This window comes from Thermochromatium tepidum ATCC 43061 (assembly GCF_009664085.1).
Classification (GTDB): Bacteria; Pseudomonadota; Gammaproteobacteria; order Chromatiales; family Chromatiaceae; genus Thermochromatium; species Thermochromatium tepidum.
This window is the reverse complement of the sequence record NZ_CP039268.1, coordinates 1234414-1252413: the sequence shown is the minus strand read 5'-3', so window position 1 is coordinate 1252413 and position 18000 is coordinate 1234414. Positions and strand designations below refer to the sequence as shown.

The 18000-nt window shown below is 63.1% G+C and carries 16 protein-coding genes; 2 read left to right on the top strand and 14 right to left on the bottom strand.

What is annotated here, in order from left to right:
• From E6P07_RS05755 to E6P07_RS05745, 3 genes are all read right to left on the bottom strand, one after another.
• Entirely contained in the window at positions 1 to 2091 is a 2091-nt protein-coding gene (locus tag E6P07_RS05755; RefSeq protein WP_153974728.1) for an HAD family hydrolase, read from the bottom strand.
• A 677-nt stretch (positions 2092 to 2768) separates the two neighbouring features.
• Complete coding sequence (gene cysM, locus E6P07_RS05750; RefSeq protein ID WP_153974727.1) at positions 2769 to 3659, bottom strand: cysteine synthase CysM; 891 nt, start codon at positions 3657 to 3659, stop codon at positions 2769 to 2771.
• Between the two features lie 194 nt (positions 3660 to 3853).
• Positions 3854 to 4150, bottom strand: coding sequence for a hypothetical protein (locus E6P07_RS05745; RefSeq protein ID WP_246172948.1), 297 nt, complete (start codon positions 4148 to 4150; stop codon positions 3854 to 3856).
• 109 nt (positions 4151 to 4259) lie between these two features.
• Between E6P07_RS05745 and E6P07_RS05740 the strand changes: the two genes are divergently transcribed.
• Positions 4260 to 6860, top strand: a complete 2601-nt coding sequence (locus E6P07_RS05740; RefSeq protein WP_153974725.1) for a nitrate- and nitrite sensing domain-containing protein — start codon at positions 4260 to 4262, stop codon at positions 6858 to 6860.
• A complete protein-coding gene (locus E6P07_RS05735; protein ID WP_153974724.1) occupies positions 6857 to 7273 on the top strand; it encodes a flagellar basal body-associated FliL family protein in 417 nt (138 codons plus the stop codon). The genes E6P07_RS05740 and E6P07_RS05735 overlap by 4 nt, the downstream gene beginning before the upstream one ends.
• Positions 7274 to 7309: 36 nt before the next feature.
• Here the strand turns inward: E6P07_RS05735 and E6P07_RS05730 are convergent, their stop codons facing one another.
• The 11 genes from E6P07_RS05730 to E6P07_RS05680 all read right to left on the bottom strand — a co-directional run bounded on the left by E6P07_RS05730 (position 7310) and on the right by E6P07_RS05680 (position 17781).
• Positions 7310 to 7615: an STAS domain-containing protein gene (locus E6P07_RS05730; protein WP_153974723.1), complete on the bottom strand. Its 306-nt coding sequence runs from the start codon at positions 7613 to 7615 to the stop codon at positions 7310 to 7312.
• A gap of 29 nt (positions 7616 to 7644) precedes the next feature.
• The gene (locus E6P07_RS05725; RefSeq protein WP_153974722.1) at positions 7645 to 8697 is read right to left on the bottom strand and encodes a protein-glutamate methylesterase/protein-glutamine glutaminase; all 1053 of its coding nucleotides are present in this window, start codon (positions 8695 to 8697) and stop codon (positions 7645 to 7647) included.
• A 12-nt stretch (positions 8698 to 8709) separates the two neighbouring features.
• Positions 8710 to 9936: a methyl-accepting chemotaxis protein gene (locus tag E6P07_RS14010; RefSeq protein ID WP_153974721.1), complete on the bottom strand. Its 1227-nt coding sequence runs from the start codon at positions 9934 to 9936 to the stop codon at positions 8710 to 8712.
• Complete coding sequence (gene cheD, locus E6P07_RS05715) at positions 9933 to 10544, bottom strand: chemoreceptor glutamine deamidase CheD (protein WP_153974720.1); 612 nt, start codon at positions 10542 to 10544, stop codon at positions 9933 to 9935. Before cheD ends, E6P07_RS14010 begins: the two co-directional genes overlap by 4 nt.
• A 12-nt stretch (positions 10545 to 10556) precedes the next feature.
• Entirely contained in the window at positions 10557 to 11405 is an 849-nt protein-coding gene (locus E6P07_RS05710) for a CheR family methyltransferase (RefSeq protein WP_153974719.1), read from the bottom strand.
• A gap of 10 nt (positions 11406 to 11415) precedes the next feature.
• On the bottom strand, positions 11416 to 11919 hold the full coding sequence (locus E6P07_RS05705) for a chemotaxis protein CheW (RefSeq protein ID WP_153974718.1): 504 nt from the start codon (positions 11917 to 11919) through the stop codon (positions 11416 to 11418).
• Positions 11920 to 11963: 44 nt separating this feature from the next.
• The gene (locus tag E6P07_RS05700; protein ID WP_153974717.1) at positions 11964 to 14363 is read right to left on the bottom strand and encodes a chemotaxis protein CheW; all 2400 of its coding nucleotides are present in this window, start codon (positions 14361 to 14363) and stop codon (positions 11964 to 11966) included.
• Between the two features lie 49 nt (positions 14364 to 14412).
• Entirely contained in the window at positions 14413 to 14778 is a 366-nt protein-coding gene (locus E6P07_RS05695; protein WP_153974716.1) for a response regulator, read from the bottom strand.
• Positions 14779 to 15185: 407 nt separating this feature from the next.
• Positions 15186 to 15824, bottom strand: a complete 639-nt coding sequence (locus tag E6P07_RS05690; RefSeq protein ID WP_153976156.1) for a flavin prenyltransferase UbiX — start codon at positions 15822 to 15824, stop codon at positions 15186 to 15188.
• Between the two features lie 10 nt (positions 15825 to 15834).
• On the bottom strand, positions 15835 to 17202 hold the full coding sequence (mpl, locus tag E6P07_RS05685) for a UDP-N-acetylmuramate:L-alanyl-gamma-D-glutamyl-meso-diaminopimelate ligase (protein ID WP_153974715.1): 1368 nt from the start codon (positions 17200 to 17202) through the stop codon (positions 15835 to 15837).
• A 63-nt stretch (positions 17203 to 17265) separates the two neighbouring features.
• Positions 17266 to 17781: a hypothetical protein gene (locus E6P07_RS05680; protein WP_153974714.1), complete on the bottom strand. Its 516-nt coding sequence runs from the start codon at positions 17779 to 17781 to the stop codon at positions 17266 to 17268.
• Positions 17782 to 18000 lie beyond the last annotated feature (219 nt).

The window sequence follows — 18000 nt, the reverse complement described above, 5'->3', positions numbered from 1 at the left end:
TCAAGGACGATCGCGCAGGCGTGCCGGTCCAATCCCAGGGTAGAGGCGCCATCCCAGCGCCCGCCACAGGGCGGTGAGGTGCGTATACCATCGCTGGGCCCTGCGCGCTCCATCGAGCGCGCTGTGTTTGATGAAGACCTTAAGCCGCTGCACGGTCGGATACAGACTCAAAATCAGACGCACCAGGGGTGGACTACGCACCAGGCTTGCTTCGTACCACTCGGTCATGAGCCGTCGTTCTTCGTAGCGGCGCCGGAATACATAGTCGAGGGCCTCACCCAACCCAAAGGCCGGCGCCGACTCACGCAACGCAAGATCGCAGTGATCCCCCGAATAGGGCACACGACCCAGTGTCTCGGCAATCAGGCGCGGCGGCTTGCGCATGAGCGCCAGCAGACGCGGTAGGATGGCGTCGAAATGCTCGGTGAGGAGCGGATAGCGCCCAGCCAGTCGCGCATACTCAGTGGCAAACCACTCAGCGCCATCCAAAAACTCAGCGATGCCCCAGTCGCGCAGATGGCCACCATCATCGCGCAGCCGGGGCACGACCCGCCCATCTGCTTGGCGCTCGTAGCCGACCGTCTGACCATGATCGGCCTGTGCCAAGAGTTCGGTATGGAGCGCGACGATATTGTCCTCCACATGGTTTGGCCGGATGGCATAGGCGGTCTTGCGATTGCGCGCGCTGGTGTAGTGCGAATAGTGGAACAGCCCAAAATAGAAGCCGTGGATCTCGATATCAGGTTTATGCGAAGCAGCGATCTTGTAGAGCGAGTCCTGACTGCCGCCCATCCAACCGATATCGATGGTCCCGACCGGTCCGGCATCGAAAAACCCCTCCTGTTCTAGATAGGCGATGAGCAGATCGCGCGCACGCTGGGCGTTACCGAGAATCGCCTCCCGGATGGCTGGAATGGTATTAAAGTGCGCGAGGATCTCCCGGATCAGCGACTCGGGGAGTGAGGCGTCCAGATCGATCAGGCGCGCACGCAGCGCCTCGGGGAGATGGGCGCGCAACTCCTCCGCACGCAGGTCGATGCGCTCGGCGAGCATGGCGAGCGACAACTTGGGGATACGCTCGGCCAACCAGCGATACTCGCGCGGCGTGAGCTCGAACACCGAAGGCAGACGGAAGGCGCGCCTAGAGCCATACAGATAACGCAGATCCAGATCGAGTCCACACTCACGGGCGATGGCGCGCGCGAGGCGCAGAAAGATCATGCCGTCGCGGGCGATGAAATAGAGTCGCCGGATGCCGCGCTGTTGCGCCTGGTCCAGGGTATCGCGGATAAAGCCATAAAACAGCGGTCCCGCGAGTCCAGCCCCGATCAAGGCCGGCGGCGAGGCATTCGGATGCAGGATCCGATAGATCTTTGAGGTGCCGCCCAATAGCTGGGAGAACAGACTGTCCTCCTCGTGATAGACAGACTCAATCTCGGACAGATGGGCACCTGGGTAGAGTTCAGCCGAGATGCCCAGGGTGCGCGCCATCCGCACATCGGCCCAGTCATCAGCGCCGAGATGGATCAACTGCTTAGGCGTCAAGCCCTCGGTTTGAAGCACGTGCCTGAACAGTTCACCCGAGTGCTTGGTCAAGCCTAGATCCGCAGACACGTAACAGGGACAGGAGGCCAGTCGCGTATCGATCCCAGACAACAGATGTTTGACCTCGTTGGACGTAAACGCCGTATCCGAGATCAATACCACCCGTTTGCCCGCCTCGAGCAAGCGGTGAACGCGGGTGATGTTCTCAGGGATGCCGACCAAGAGCTCGGCCGTCAGCTCCAGTTCGAGCTGGCGAATCCTAGCGATCAGTCTCGGGTCGAGCTCGGGGTAACGCTGAGCGATGCGGGCGTAGATCTGGTCGAGACAGACCGCGACCGGCTTCTCTATCCCAGTCGGATGGCGTGCCTCATAGTCGGCCTTGGTGCGAACCTCCAGGAATTCCTCGACGAGTTGGAGCGGCAGCCCAAGGTCCTGCCGGAGATGCAGCTCGTGGTTCAAGACACAGAGCACGCCGCGCGCCGTTGCGGTGCGGTAGGTCACGAGCGTATCGAAGAGACTGAAGGAAAAGACCGTATTCCGGACCATGCCGTATCCATCCTCAAGCCGCCACCCAACATCTTTGAGATTCGATACGGCGGAGATCAACCTTATCTTTCATGGAACCAAGACGCACAAACCAAGGTTGAGCGTGCTCAACCGCCAGTGCGTCGAGTATGGACATCATAACATCCCAACCCCGCGGTTGGGACAGTATGATCAAGGTGAATTTAGTTTCAGTAGGGCGTAGGATTAAAGTGAGGGCGCGGTCGCACGATCGTCCCTGTCACCGCCCATTTTAGTAAGGAGTCGCCGATGTACCGATCGATCCCAATCCTGGCCTTGGTGATGGTCGCCTCGGGGGGGCAAGCCGCCATCCAGGCGCCGCTCCTGGAAATCGAATCCCACCCTGTCTCGAATCAGGCTGTCCTGATCGCCCAGCGGCCAGGCGAACCCGGGGGAGGACCACCACCCAGAGGTCCGGACAGACCCGCACCTCCCCCTCACCCACCGGGAGCCCCCTGGGATGTGGATGGTCCTGATCTCCCTCCCAGACCACCCAGACCACCCCGGCCACATCCGGCCCCGCCGCCTGATCCAGGCCCGGCAGGCATCATCCACCATCTGTTGCCGCTGTTTGCCCCACCACCCCGTCCTTGACCGGGCCCGAGGGTGCGTCTAGGCGCGCCCTTCCATCAGGAGGAACACTCGAGGCTGGAGGTCGATCAGGCCGGAAAGACCCCGGTCGAGAGATAGCGATCGCCGCGATCGCAGGCGATGACCACGATCACTGCCTCCCTCACCTCTTGAGACAGCCTGAGTGTCGCCGCTACTGCCCCCCCGGATGAGATACCGACGAAGAGTCCCTCGCGTGCGGCCAGGTCGCGGGCGGTCTGTTCGGCTAGGGCCTGGGAGACTTCGATGATCCGATCGACGCGCGCCGGGTCATAGATCTTCGGCAGATAGTCCGCCGGCCAGCGCCGGATACCTGGGATGTTCGAGCCCTCTTCCGGATGGACGCCGACGATCTGGATCGCCGGGTTCTGTTCCTTGAGATAGCGGCCCGTACCCATGATGGTGCCCGTGGTGCCCATGGCGCTGACGAAATGGGTGATGCGGCCCTGGGTGTCGTGCCAGATCTCGGGGCCTGTGGTCTCATAATGGGCGGCAGGGTTGTCGGGGTTGGAGAACTGATCGAGCCGGACCCCCTCCCCGCGTGCCTCCAGGGCGCGTGCCAGGTCGATGGCCGCCTCCATACCGCCATCCTTGGGTGTGAGCAGGATCTCGGCCCCGAAGGCACGCATGATGCCCCGGCGCTCCTCGCTCATCTGCTCGGGCATGATCAGCCGCAGCCGGTAGCCCTTGGCGGCCGCGACCATCGCCAGGGCAATGCCGGTGTTGCCACTAGTGGCCTCGATCAGGGTATCGCCGGGACGGATGGTGCCGCGCGCCTCGGCGCGTTGGATCATATTGAGCGCCGGGCGGTCCTTGACCGAGCCGGCCGGATTGTTGCCCTCGAGCTTGACGAGGACCAGGTTGTTAGTCGCGCCCGGTAGGTGCTGGAGTCGCACCAGGGGGGTACGGCCGATCTGGTCGGCGATGGTCGGGTACGGCATAGTGGCCTCGCTGTAATCGTGGATCTACTGACTCGGCCCTTAAAAAGGCCGGGTTTATCCGGGGTCTGGATGCCCCGGCGCGGCAATCAGCCGCGATCAGCCCAGGCCTGGATCGACCTGGGCGTTACCCCAAAAGACCAAAGGAAGGGATCTGGGGGCCGGAGTAAGGTGGCGAAGGCGATGCTGGCACAGTCTCAAGCCGTCTCCAAGCGTGCCACCGGGCGTGATCCAGGCGGCGCCTCGCCCCCCGCCGCGATCAACCCATTGCGGATCAGGATACGCTGCACCTTGCGGCAGGTCTGCATCAGCTGTGACAGCTCTCTCAACCCCGGGCGTGCGCCGGCCTCAAGCTGCTGTTCCCAGCCATCGAGTTCACTGGCCAAAAACTCGAGCAGCTTGCGCGAACAGCCCTGACAGACCCCGGTGCACACCTGGGCCTCGGGCGCTGCAAACGGGAGCTCGGCACGCACGCGCCGGATCAGGTCGCGCATCGCGGTCGCAACCTCTGGTTTGCGCGCTGCAGGTCCTTTATCCACTCGAACCATCTGTGCCATCATCCCACCTTTCAAACCCAAAGCCCCCACCGCGCCCCTATTCAAGATGCTCAACCAGCTCAAGATCAAAACCAAGCTGTTGCTGCTGGCCGGCGTCCCTGCCCTGGCGCTCGTGGCCCTGACTGTGATCGGCGCCCTGCGTCTGAATACCGGGATCCAGGCGCTTCACCATGCCCAGGACCTGGCTGCGCTGGTGACGGCCCTGGGCGAGGTGGTGCACGAGCTCCAAAAGGAACGGGGCATGTCGTCCGGGTTCCTCGCCAGCCGGGGCGCGAAGTTTGCCGACCGGCTGCCGGGGCAACGCGCCGCCTCAGACCGCGCGATCAATGCCCTGAATGCGGCCTTCGCCGTCGTCGATCTCAAGCAAACAGCCCCGGACTACAGCCAACTGCTCCAGGCCGCCCTCCGCGGCCTCGACCGGATCGCCGAACTGCGCACGCGCATCGACCGGTTCGAGATCCCTCCACCCGAGTCGTTCCAGACCTACAGCGCGCTCATCGCCGAGCTGCTCGAGGTCGCCACCCGTTCCAGCAACGAATTGCCCGAGGCCCAGCTCGCCCGCCTGGCCAATGCCAAAAGTACCCTGCTCTATCTCAAGGAACGCAATGGTCAAGAACGGGCGCTCCTCTCGGGTGCCTTCGGCGCCGGCCAGATCACGGCCCCCAACTATGAGATCCTGCTCACGCTCTTGAGTGACCAGGCCAATTTCCAGCGCCTGACCCTGGCCTTTGCCACACCTGAACAGCGCGCCGCGCTCGAATCCGCGCTCGATCACCCGAGCATCAAGGAGGTCGAGCAGGTCGAGCGCCTGGTGCGGGAGCGGGGACCAGGGGCTGCGCTCGACTATGAGGCCGAACGCTGGTTCGACCAGATCACCACCAAGATCGACCGCCTGCGCGCGGTCGAGGAGCGCTTTTCCCAGGACATCGCCGCGGCCGTGACCGCCGAGATCCAGCATGCCCGGATGAGTCTGATCGCCTTCTTGGGGCTGACCGGGCTGACCCTTGTGGTCACCTTTGGCCTCGGGGTGCTGATCGTACGCGGTATTTTACGTCAGATGGGCGGCGAGCCGGCCTTCGCGGTCGAGGTGGCACAGACCATCGCCCAGGGCATCCTCGACCAGGAGATCCAGACCCGCCCCGGCGACACCACCAGCCTGCTCGCCGCCATGAAGCACATGCAGCACGAGCTGCGCGAGCGGATCGAGCGCGAGCGCCGGCTGGCCGCCGAGAGTCGGCGCATCCAGAACGCGCTCGACAAGGCCTCGACCCAGGTCATGGTGGTCGATGCACACGGAGACATCCTCTATATGAACGCCGCCATGAATCGGCTCATGCACGACTCAGAGCCCGACCTCCGGCGCGATCTGCCCAACTTCCGCGCCGCCAACCTGCTCGGCAGCCCCTTTGCCGCGCTCCAACCGCCAAGGGCATCCGGGCAGACCGCGCTTGCCGAACTGACCGCCGAGCGGATCGAGGAGATCCGACTCGGTGGGCGCCTGTTTAGGCGGGTGCTCAATCCAGTGTTCAACGACCAGGGTGAGCGGCTCGGTTCGGTGATCGAATGGACGGATCGCACCCTCGAGGATCAGGTCGAAACCGAGCTCGGCGCCCTGGTCGAGGCCGCCGTCCAAGGCGACTTCAGCGGTCGTCTGGAGCTGACGGGCAAGCGCGGCTTCTTCCGCCACCTGAGCGAAGGACTCAACCAGCTCTTGGCGATCGTCTCCTCAGGACTCGATGACCTGGCGCACGTCATGAATGCCATCGCCCAGGGTGATCTGACCCAGGACATCCAGGCCGAGTATGCCGGGACCTTCGGACAGCTCAAGTCCGATACCAATGCCACCCTGACCCGGTTGCGCGAGGTGGTCGGACAGATCCTGGAGGCGAGCGCCGCGATCAACAGTGCCGCCCAGGAACTGGCCTCTGGCAATCTGGACCTCTCGGCCCGCACCGAATCCCAGGCCAGCTCGCTGGAGCAGACCGCAAGCTCCATGGAGCGCTTCAATACCAGCGTCCAGCGAAATGCCCACAACGCCCAGCAGGCCAATGAGCTGGCCTCGACCGCCAACCAGCGGATCCAGCGCAGCGGCGAGACCGTGCGCTCCGTGGTCGGGACCATGAACGCCATCCAGGAGGCGAGCCGGCGCATCGCCGACATCATCGGTGTCATCGACGGCATCGCCTTCCAGACCAATATCCTGGCCCTCAATGCTGCGGTCGAGGCCGCGCGCGCGGGCGAGCAAGGTCGCGGCTTTGCCGTGGTCGCCGCCGAGGTGCGCAACCTGGCCCAGCGCAGCGCCCAGGCCGCCAAGGAGATCAAGACCCTGATCCTAGATTCGATGACCAAGGTCGAGGGTGGTGTCAAGCTGGCCTATCAGGCCGGTGTCGAGATGGACGAGGTGGTCGCAGGCTTCCGTCAGGTCGCGGCGCTGATCGCCGAGATCGCCGATGCCAGCCTCGAGCAGTCGAGCGGCATCGCCCAGGTGACCCAGTCGATCACCCAGATCGATGCCATGACCCAGCAGAACGCGGCCCTGGTCGAGCAGGCCGCTGCGGCGACCGAGAGCCTGCAGGATCAGGCACGCGAACTGGTGCAGGCCGTCTCCATCTTCAAAATCGAGTCAAATCAACAGGTTGCAAGATGATACGCACTCAACCCAAGATCGCCTATCTATTGGCCCTGTGCCTGGTCTCCACAGCGCCCCAGGCCGGTTCGGGAAAAGAAGACAAGGAAGGGGCTGCCTCGCCCTATCCTGGCTATATGGCCGTGGATCCGCTGATCGTCAATCTCGCCAAGCCGCGAACCTATCTGAAACTGAGCCTACAGTTCTTCGTCGACACCCAAAGCGACGCCGACTTGATCACTCAACACATGCCGCGTCTGCGCGACCGCATGATCAGCTTGCTCGGCGGGCGCGAGCTCGAGTCGATCAGCACTCCAGATGCGCGCGAGCAACTGCGGATCGAGTTGCTCGACAGCCTGCGCAAGACCATGATGGAACAGACCGGGCGCCCGGCGATCAGCGCAATCTATTTCACCGACTTTATCGCCCAATGAGCCTGTCGCGGGGATGCTGGATCTGCCCTGCCGGCCTCAATCGAGACGGAAGAGCCTGTCGAAATTGGCGATCTTGAGCACCCGGCGCACCTCCTCACTGCTCCCGATGAGGCGCACGCGATCTGGATCGCCGCCAACGTGCTCACGCAACAGAAGCAGCATCCCAAGGGCCGAGCTGTCCAGATAGGATGCCCTGGATAGATCGACGACGAACCGCATCGATCCTGGGGCAACGTCCTTGTAGGCGTTCCTGAAGTCCTTGTGTTGCGCAAAGTCAAAACGCCCGTCGATGGCGATGGTCACCACACCCTTCTCCCGATCGATACGCGATGTGACGCTCATTCAGATACTCCCGATGGATGATACTTTGCTCAATATTGGCGCTTGGCCGTGAGCCCTCTGAGCAGGGCCGCCGCGATCTCTGGCAGGGGCAACACCTCGACGGCGCCACCTCGCTTGACCGCCTCGCCGGGCATCCCCCAGACCACGCTGGTCGCCTCATCCTGGGCGATGGTATGGACCCCAAGGTCACGCAATTCCTTGAGCCCCTGCGCGCCATCGGCGCCCATGCCAGTGAGGAGGGCCGCAGCGGCATTGGTTCCGGCGGCCTTGGCCACCGAGCGGAAGAGTACGTCGACACTGGGCCGATGACGGTTGACCGGCTCACCGCGATCGAGCCGGCAGATATAGCGCGCGCCGTCGCGGGCAAGCTGCAGATGGTAATCGCCTGGAGCGATATAGGCGTGACCCAGCAGGACGTGATCGCCGTCGGCAGCCTCCTTGACGACCAGCCCGGTCTGACGGTTCATGCGCTCGGCGAAGGCGGCGCTGAAGCCAGGTGGGATGTGTTGGGCGATGACCACGCCTGGCGTGTCGGGCGGCAGGCGCATTAGGACCTCCTTGATCGCCTCGGTACCGCCGGTCGAGGCGCCGATGGCCAGGATGCGGTCGGTGGTGCGAAACGATGGGGCGGCGCGCGCGGGCTGTGATTGGCTCATCGTCGCCGGCGCCGCCCGCAGGGGCTTGACCTTGATGGTTGAGGCCATCCGGATCTTTTCGATCAGCTCGTCGGCATACTCGCGTATCCCGGTGGCCATCGGTCCATCCGGCTTACGCACGAAATCCACCGCGCCCAGCTCGAGCGCCTGCAGCGTCACCTCGGCCCCCTGGGCCGTGAGCGAGGAGACCATCACCACCGGCATCGGACGCAGCCGCATGAGGTTGCGCAGAAAGGTCAGGCCATCCATGCGCGGCATCTCGACATCGAGTGTGAGCACATCGGGATTGAGCGCCTTGATGCGCTCGCGCGCCACATAGGGATCCTGGGCACTGCCCACGACCTCGATGTCTGGTGCCGAATTCAGGATCTCGGTCAAAAGCTGGCGCATCAAGGCCGAATCATCGACGACGAGAACCCGAATCATGCTGAGAGTCCGTCAAAAAAACTCAATGTCACCTCCCTCCATCGAGCGCTGGGTCACGGGGCGATGGTCGGTCGCGATCAATTCGGTTCGCAGCAGCTCTAGACGCTGCTTGGCCTGCTCGATGTCGGCTTGGGAGCGGATCTCACCGCGTGGGATCCGGCATAACTCGGCGACGAAACGTCCGAACAACGCGATCCGCACCTCGGCCCGCTCCAACACCTGACGGGCGATATCCTCAAATTGTAACAAGCGTATCGCGGTCCCGACATTGGCCTGGAATCGATCGGCGATCCGGTTGAGCTCATCAAGCCCGGACGAGGTCCGGGCGTTGAGCTGCTGGACCTGGGCGATCATGTCATCCATCGCCCCCTTGGCGCTAATAGAGGCGTTCATATCCTGAGAGGCCATTTGACCGACGATCTCGCGGGTCTCGGCGAAGAATGCCTGGGCCTGTTCGATCTGCTGACGGATCTCCTCGTTGAACTGGGCGGCATCCTGGGACAGCTTGCGGACCTCTTGGGCCACCACGGCAAACCCGCGCCCTGACTCACCGGCGCGGGCTGCCTCGATGGCGGCATTAAGGGCGAGCAGGTTGGTCTGGCGGGCGATACGTTTGGCCCCATCGAGTCGATCAAAGATGAGGCTCATTTGACCCGACAGATCATCGATCTGATGCGCGACCCGGATACTCTGTTTACTCATCTCGATCAGGCGTTCGATGTTGTCGGTCAAAAGCAGGCTGTTGGCCCTCAGAAAGTCGTCCATATCGATCAGTTTGCCCTGGGGTTGATCGACCTGATCGCCTTGGGAGATCAGACCCATCACCAGACGCTGCTGGGCCCTGGCTTCATCCAACAGCCCATTGAAACTGACATGGAGATCGCTGATCGCATGGCTGATCAGATCGCGGGCCTGACGCATCGAGTCGTGGAGCTCTTCGACCAGTGGACTGAAGAGCCGGTCGGTTTCAACCACGGTCTCCCAGAGGGCGTACTCCGCCATTTTGGCTTGATCACCGAGGTCGCCGCGTGACCCGACCTCGTCCACCGACTCTCGCTCTGGCCGCAAGACGATCCAGAGCGGCCAGGCGAAGACCAGCAGTAGCAGGCCCACCCACCCCGGGACCAGATCTGGCCACACCACGGCCTGTAGCCATACCACAAGGCTCAACAACAGCGGCGGCCAGTGTAGCCTGAGCGCCCCCAGCATCGTCACGACTCGACTCCATAGCCCATTCATGAAAAGAGCTCCACCTCACCCTCGACCTTCGCCCGACGCAGCGTCTCACTGTAACTGAGCTCGCGCTCGATGATGGTGTCGTTGTGCATACTGCGCAGTTTCTTGACCAGGACGCGACCACTGGTCGGAAAGAAATAGACCTTACGCGGATAGTTGCCCAGCAGATCCTTGGCGACCACCGGGATCCCCTCGGTGGCCAGATAGTCGATCACAAACTCGGCATTGCGCTCGCCGACGACATGGTTCTTGAAGCCCGGCAGCACATTGCCACCGCCGAAGACCTTGGCCTCTAGATTCGATCGGCGCGCGCCGAGTTTGATCAATTGGTTGATCAGGATCTCCATCGCATAGTCGCCATAGCGCAGCGAACGGCCGAAGCGTTCGTTGTCATCGCGCTTGTCGTCCGGCAACATGAAATGGTTGATACCGCCGATCCCCCGGACCCGATCCCGAATGCAGGCGCAGACGCAGGAACCCAGCACCGTGACCATCAGGATCTCGCGTGTCGAGACATAGTACTCGCCCGGCAGGATCTTGACCGCATCCATCCCGAAGTGGCGGTCATAGTAGAGATTGGGTGCCAAGACCTCTTCGAATCCATGCTGCATGGCGATCACATCTCAGTGGGGATGGACCGGGGCATAGACCGTCTTGCCCCTGAGGCGAAAGAGATGGGCGACATGGGCCAGACTCTCCGAATGACCGACGAACAGCAATCCGTCCGGACGTAACAGCGGGTGAAAGCGCGCGAGGATCCTCGCCTGGGTTGGCTTATCGAAGTAGATCATGACATTGCGGCAGAAGATGACGTCGAAGGGTTCGCGCATCGGCCAGTGCGCGCTGAGCAGATTGAAGGGACGGAACTCGATCAGGGCGCGCACCTCGGGGCGGACCCGGACCTGACCGGCCCGTGCCCCCTTGCCGCGCAGGAAGAAACGCTTGAGCTGGGCCGCGGGCAGCTTCTCGACCCGATCCAGCGCATAGATGCCCTCGGCGGCCTGCTGTACCACATTGGTGTCCAGATCAGTGGCCAGGATCTGGATGGGCGGCGTCCAGGAGTCGAAGGCCTCGATCAGGGTCATGGCCATCGAATAGGGCTCCTCGCCGGTCGAACAGGCCGAGGACCAGAGCCGGATCAGACGGCGCCCCTGACGCCAGACCCCCAGCACATGTTCAGCCAACACAGGGAAATGATGCGACTCGCGAAAGAACGCGGTCAGGTTGGTGGTCAGCGCATTGATGAATTGCGGCCATTCGTCTGGGTCGGCCTCCAGCAACGCCAGATATTCCGCGAAGCTGGTCAGCCCGGTGGCACGCAGACGCCGGGCGATGCGGCTGTAGACCATGTCCATCTTGGCCGGACCGAGCGCGATCCCGGCGTGCTCATAGATCAGACGCCGGATCTGCTCGAAGTCGCGGGGCGTAAAATGAAACTCGCGCTCACGCATCAACGCTGCGTTCTCAGCCATGTCGTCGCGCTTAGGCCGCCGCCGACTGGGTCTGATCGACCAGCCCCATCTCTTGGCTGGTCATGAGCTTCTCGATATCGACGATGATGATCATGCGCTCGTCGAGCGTGGCCAGACCATCGATATAGGCGGTGTCGAGCACCGAGCCGAACTCGGGTGCCGGACGGATCTGATCGCCGCGCAGGGCAATGACGTCCGAGACGCCGTCGACGACCACCCCCAGGATGCGCCCGTTGATATTGAGGATGATCACCACCGTGAACTGGTTGTACTCGACCTGCCCGAGATGGAACTTCAGACGCAGATCGATGATGGGCACGATGATGCCACGCATGTTGATCACGCCCTTGATGAAGTCGGGCGAGTTGGCGATCTTGGTCACGGTGTCATAGCCACGGATCTCCTGGACCCTGAGGATGTCGATACCGTACTCCTCCTCGCCCAGGGTAAAGGTCAGATACTCGCGCGCGCTGTCGCTTGCAACCGCGCTGCCCTGCCGGCGTTCGTCGTTCATGGTCTCGCTCTCCACTTGGCTTTCGTTTGGGTGTGCATTCTTGGCTAGACACCCCGGCGGCTGAGCCGCACCAGGGCATCGACGTCCAGGATCAGGGCCACGCGCCCATCGCCCATGATGGTCGCGCCCGAGACGCCTTCAACCTTGCGATAATTAGTCTCCAGGCTCTTGATGACGACCTGATGCTGGGCAACCAGCTCGTCGACCAGCACGGCGGCGCGTCCCTCGTTGGTCTCGACGATGACTAGGATACTGTCGAGCGGATCGGGCTCGGATCGTCCGCTGTTGAAGACCTCGTGCAGGCTCACGAGCGGCAGGTATTCGTCGTTGATCTTGACCACGCGCCCCTTGCCGACCACGGTCTTGAACTGCTCGGGGCGCGGCTGGATCGACTCCTGGATCACGGTCAGCGGCAGGATGAAGATCTCCTCGCCCATGCGTACCGAGAGTCCGTCGAGGATGGCCAGCGTCAGCGGGAGACGGATGGTGATGTGCGTGCCGCATCCGGCCCTGGAGTCGACCTCGACCCGTCCGTTCATATCCTCGATGTTGCGGCGCACCACGTCCATGCCCACACCGCGCCCCGAGATGTCTGTGATGCGCTCGGCGGTCGAAAATCCGGGTTGGAAGATCAGTTGCCACACATCCTTGTCCGAGGGGTTCTCGGGGACTAGGATCCCGCTCTTGGCGGCCTTGGCCAGGATCTTATCGCGATTGAGTCCGGCGCCGTCGTCGATCACCTCGACCACCACGCTGCCACCACGATGGCTGGCGCGCAGCACGATCTCGCCGGTCTCAGGCTTGCCGGCGGCCCGACGGACCTCGGGGCGCTCGATGCCGTGGTCGATGCTGTTGCGCACCAGATGGTTGAGCGGATCGGCCAGGCGTTCGATCAGCCCCTTGTCGAGTTCGGTGTCCTCTCCGATCAGTTTGAGCGCGACCTTCTTGCCGAGACTGGCCGCCGTGTCGCGCACCACGCGCGGGAAGCGGTTGAAGACGAAGCTGATCGGCATCATGCGGATCGACATCACCGCCTCTTGCAGGTCGCGCGAATTGCGCTCCAGGCTCGACAAACCCGCCATGATGCGTTCATGGACCACAGGGTCGAGTCCGGCGGCCGAGTCGGCGAGCATGGCGTGGGTGATGACGAGTTCGCCGACCAGATTGATCAGCTGATCGACCTTCTCGACGCTGACCCGGATGGAGGAATCGGTCGTGGCCAGACGTCTGGGCGCGTTGCCCGGCGCGGTGCGAGGCTCGCGTGTCGGGCTCGATTGGGCCGAGACAGCGCTGCCCGGCGCCGCCACGGCCTGCGCGCGCGACTCGGGCGATCCAGGCGCGGAGTCGAAGAATCCGAACCCCAGTTCGTCGTCGAGCCGATCCTGCCGGGCCACGGCGGCCACCCGCTCCATCCCTGGACTGCCGCCGAAGAATCCATAACCCGGATGTTCCTGATCGAGCGCGGCCTCGCTGCCAGGGGCATCGCAGAAGAAGCCGTAGCCGTCGGATTCCTGGATTTCGACCTGGAGATTGGCGTCCCGGGGCTGATCCGGCGTGGTGTCCAAGCTGTCGTCGTCCGATTCCTGGGAAACACCTTCGGTCCCAGGTGCACCTTCAAAGAAGCCATAGCCGAGCGCATCACGACCCGGCTCGGGTGCGGACGCGGCCGCGTCAGAGGCTTCGCCTTGCAGGCCGGGCGCGTCGGTGAAAAGACCATAGCCCCCCGCGTCAGCCTCCAGCCACTGGCCTCCAGCCAGCGGCTCTCTGGCTGGAAGCTCGACCGTATCGAGTTCGACCTGCCCCGGCTCGCAGACGAAGGCCAGGATCTCTTCGATCGCGCGGCGCCCGGCTGTGGTGGTCAGACACCACAGGCAACGCCCTGTCGCATCCTCGCCGAGATCCTGAACTGGCCCCAGTTCTCCCAACGCCTCCCGCAGTGCCTGACGTTCGCCCTGCCCAAGGCTGCCCGGGGCAAGGGCGAGACGCCAGCACGTGCCCATGTCTGCCGCCTGAGGGGCGTGTGCCGATGACGCCCGAGCCTCAGCGCGTCCTTCATCCGAGCGCGCCAGCCGTTCTAGTTGTTCGCAGACCTCGGCCACGTGCGGATCTTCATATTCGTCACCTTCCTGATGCGCCTGCAGCTGCAATTTGAGCACATCGCCGGCCTGGAGGAAGGCATCGATCATCTCGACCGTCGGGGCCAGTTCCTGCTTGCGCAGCCGATCGAGCAGGGTCTCCAGCACATGGGTCACCTCGGCCATGTCGCTGAAGCCGAAGGTTCCAGCACCCCCCTTGATCGAATGGGCGGCGCGGAAGATGGCGTTGAGGGTCTCCAGGTCGGGCGCCTCGACGTCCAACTCCAGCAACAGGCTCTCCATCGTTGCCAGGTTCTCGCCGGCCTCCTCGAAGAACACCTGATAGAACTGACTCATGTCGATGCTCATGACCCATACCCCTCAGATTTGGCGCGGCCTCAGATTTGGCGTGTCTCGATCAACCGATCACCTTGCGGACGACTTCCAGCAGCTTGGTCGGATCGAAGGGCTTGACCAGCCAGCCGGTCGCACCCGCCGCCCGGCCCTGGCTCTTCATGGCATCGCTCGACTCTGTCGTCAGCATCAGGATCGGCACGGATTTATACGCCGGCAGGGCACGCAGCTGCTTGATGAGGGTCAGTCCATCCATGCGCGGCATATTCTGGTCCGTGAAGATCAGATCGAATGTGCCGGCGCGTGCCTTCTCGAGACCGTCCTGTCCATCGACCGCCTCAGTGACCGTATAACCGGCCTCTTTCAGTGTGAAGGAGACCATCTGTCGGATGGACGCCGAATCGTCCACGGTTAGAATCGTCTTAGCCATGTCGTTAGATCCTTGAAAGTTGGGAGTAGCCGATCGCCCGACGTTGGTCGCTCGGTCAAGCAGTTAATACTGAAGAGTTGCGCCACTGTTGTCGACAGTCGAGAGGTAAAAGATTCGTACCCACACAGGGCTTGCGCTTAATAACCCGGCCCTAAAAAAGATGTGTATCGCGCCTGAGGGCGCCCTTGCCACTCTTGCTCGTGCCGTAGAGCGGCGGTCAGGGCGGCTTGAGCCGCGATCTTGGCGATTGATGTGGGGAGGGGCACCGCGATCGCGCCTTACGGCGCCCCTAACAAACCCGCCGACCCGCTTCGCCGAGATCCAGCTTGACAGGGCCAGGGCTTTGAAGGCGTTCTATCGTTCACGCCTTGCTGGAAGGCTGCTCGAAGCTTCTTGCCCGATGGTCTTTATGGGCCACCTTCATAATCGCCCCAGCGTTTGACCAGTGTATGCGCCACGCCCAGATGATCCAGGATACGGGCGACCATGAAGTCAACGATGTCCTGGATTCGGACTGGGTTGTGATAGAAACCTGGATTGGCCGGCATGATGGTCGCCCCGGCCTGGGCCAGCCGCAGCATGTTTTTGAGGTGGATGGTCGAAAACGGCGTCTCGCGTACCACCAAGATCAGCGGGCGACGCTCCTTGAGCGAGACATCCGCCGCACGCTCGATCAGACAGCTCGACAGCCCGGCGGCCAGCCGCCCCAGCGTCCCCGTGGTACAGGGACAGACCACCATCGCCTCGGCCGGATGACTGCCGCTGGCCACGGGCGCCGTCCATTCTTGGCGCCCGAATACCCGCAGCTGTCCGGCCTCGGCCTGAAACCGTTCGTTCAGGAACGACTCGGCCTCAGTGGCGCGTGCTGGAAGGTCGAGTCCGGTCTCCATCTTGATAACGACCTGGGCCGCCTGCGAGATCAACAGATAGACCCGAACCTCGGCGCGGATCAGACATTCGAGCAATCGCAGACCATAGGCCGCGCCGGATGCCCCGGTGAAGGCGAGCGTGATCGTGCGTGGCCAGTCACGCTCTGGGTCCACGATAGGGGCGGACTCAGACGCCATAAGCGACACGCAGCGCCTCCAGGAGCCGTTGGTGGATACCGCCGAATCCGCCGTTGCTCATGATCAGGACCTGATCGCCCGGTCGGCTGTCGGCGACCACCTGGGTCAAGATCGGCTCGATGGCGTCGTGCACCGCCAGACGCTCACCCAGGCCGGCGAGCACCTCTGCCGCATTCCAGCCGAGATCGCCCGGTGCATGGACATAGACCCGATCGGCCGCTATCAGGGATCCGGCCAACTCGGCATTGTGCGTCCCCAGACGCATGGTGTTGGAACGCGGCTCCAGCACCGCGAGGATCCGCTGGTTTGGACCGACCCGGCGGCGCAGCCCATCGAGTGTGGTGGCGATGGCGGTGGGGTGATGGGCAAAGTCGTCAAAGACCCGGATACCCGCCACCTCGCCGCGCAACTCCAGCCGCCGCTTCACGCCTTGAAAGCGCCCGAGCGAGGCGATCGCTCCGCCAACCGGAACCCCGGCATGACGTGCGGCGGCCAGGACCGCGAGCGCGTTTTGGACATTGTGCAATCCGCTCTGACCCCAGTTGACGACATCGACCTCGGCACCCTGCAGCCGGACCCTGAACCGCGAACCGTCCGGCTCGATCAGCTCGGCGCGCCAATCGCCCGCACTGCCGAAGGTCTCGCGTGGTGTCCAGCAGCCCAGATCGATGACGGCATCCACGGCAGGGACGCCCGCCGGATGTACGATCAGTCCGCTGCCCGGAACCGTGCGGATCAGATGATGAAACTGGCGCTGGATCTGCGAGAGATCGTCGAAGATGTCGGCGTGGTCGAACTCCAGGTTGTTGAGGATGAGGGTACGCGGCTTGTAATGGACGAACTTGGAGCGCTTGTCGAAGAAGGCGGTGTCGTACTCATCGGCCTCGACGACAAAGAAAGGGGCCGACCCCAGGCGTGCCGAGACACCGAAATCGACAGGGACCCCACCGATCAAAAACCCCGGATCCAGACCCGCGTCCTCCAGCACCCAGGCCAGCATACTGGCCGTGGTCGTCTTGCCGTGCGTCCCAGACACGGCCAACACCCAGCGCCCGTCGAGCAGATTCTCGCGCAACCACTGGGGTCCGGAACAATAGCGCAATCCCTGATCGAGCATGGACTCGATGACCGGCATCCCGCGCCTCATGGCGTTGCCGACCACCACGATGTCGGGCGGTGGATCCAGATGCGCCGCCTCATAGCCCTCCATGAGCGTGATCCCGGCGACCTCCAGCTGGGTGCTCATGGGCGGATAGACATTGGCATCCGACCCCGTGACCCGATGGCCCAATGCGCGCGCCAGCAGGGCGATCCCGCCCATGAAGGTGCCGCAGATTCCTAGGATGTGTAGATGCATGAATGACGTCCGGAAGGATTGGTAGGCCGGCGGAAGGATCGGTACACCGGGGCGCCGAGCAGGTCAAAGACTGCTGAAGAGACTGGTGACGAGCGTGACCGCCACGATCTGGAAGGCAAGCGCAATCGCCGTCCCCTGACCGAGCGTAATAGTAAAGGTATGTTTCAGGATATGACCTGTGACCAGGATGCCCCAGATCACCAGTCCCAGCAGCATGAAGGCGCCCAGCGCTGCCAAATCCCTCTCCTGGCTGCCGGTCGGGTTGAGACTGAGTGGCGGGATCGCCACGAGCCCAAGCAGCGCCCCGCTCCCGAGCAGGGCCGTGGCCGACTGCAGGAAACGCGCTCGGAGCTTGAGTTGCGTCAGGGCCACATAGAGCGCCGTCATCATCAGAAGGATCTCGGCGACGCCCTGGAGCAGGCTCGTCAGCCAGGGGAGTCCAGCCGTGACACCGACCAAAAGACCGACCACCAGATCGGATACCAGAGTCAGCCCCAGCAACACCTTGGAGGCCGGCAGATCCTGGGGTGGACGGCGCAGCAAACAGAGTTCGACGAAGAAGGTGATCAGTGCCCGCAATTTATGATTTCCTGGCTCGATCGAGCATGGCGCTAATGATAACCACAGCAGACGCAAATACGGAGCACTATCGACACTAGCCTGGAGAGGCACCGGCCCCATTGTAACCGCGTCGCGGACCATTATATAGTTCGGCGGGGCCATGGCATGTGCGGCCATGGGTTCCGGCACCCGCCCATACACCGTCCTCCCCTGTTTCTATCCTTACTTAGTAACGAG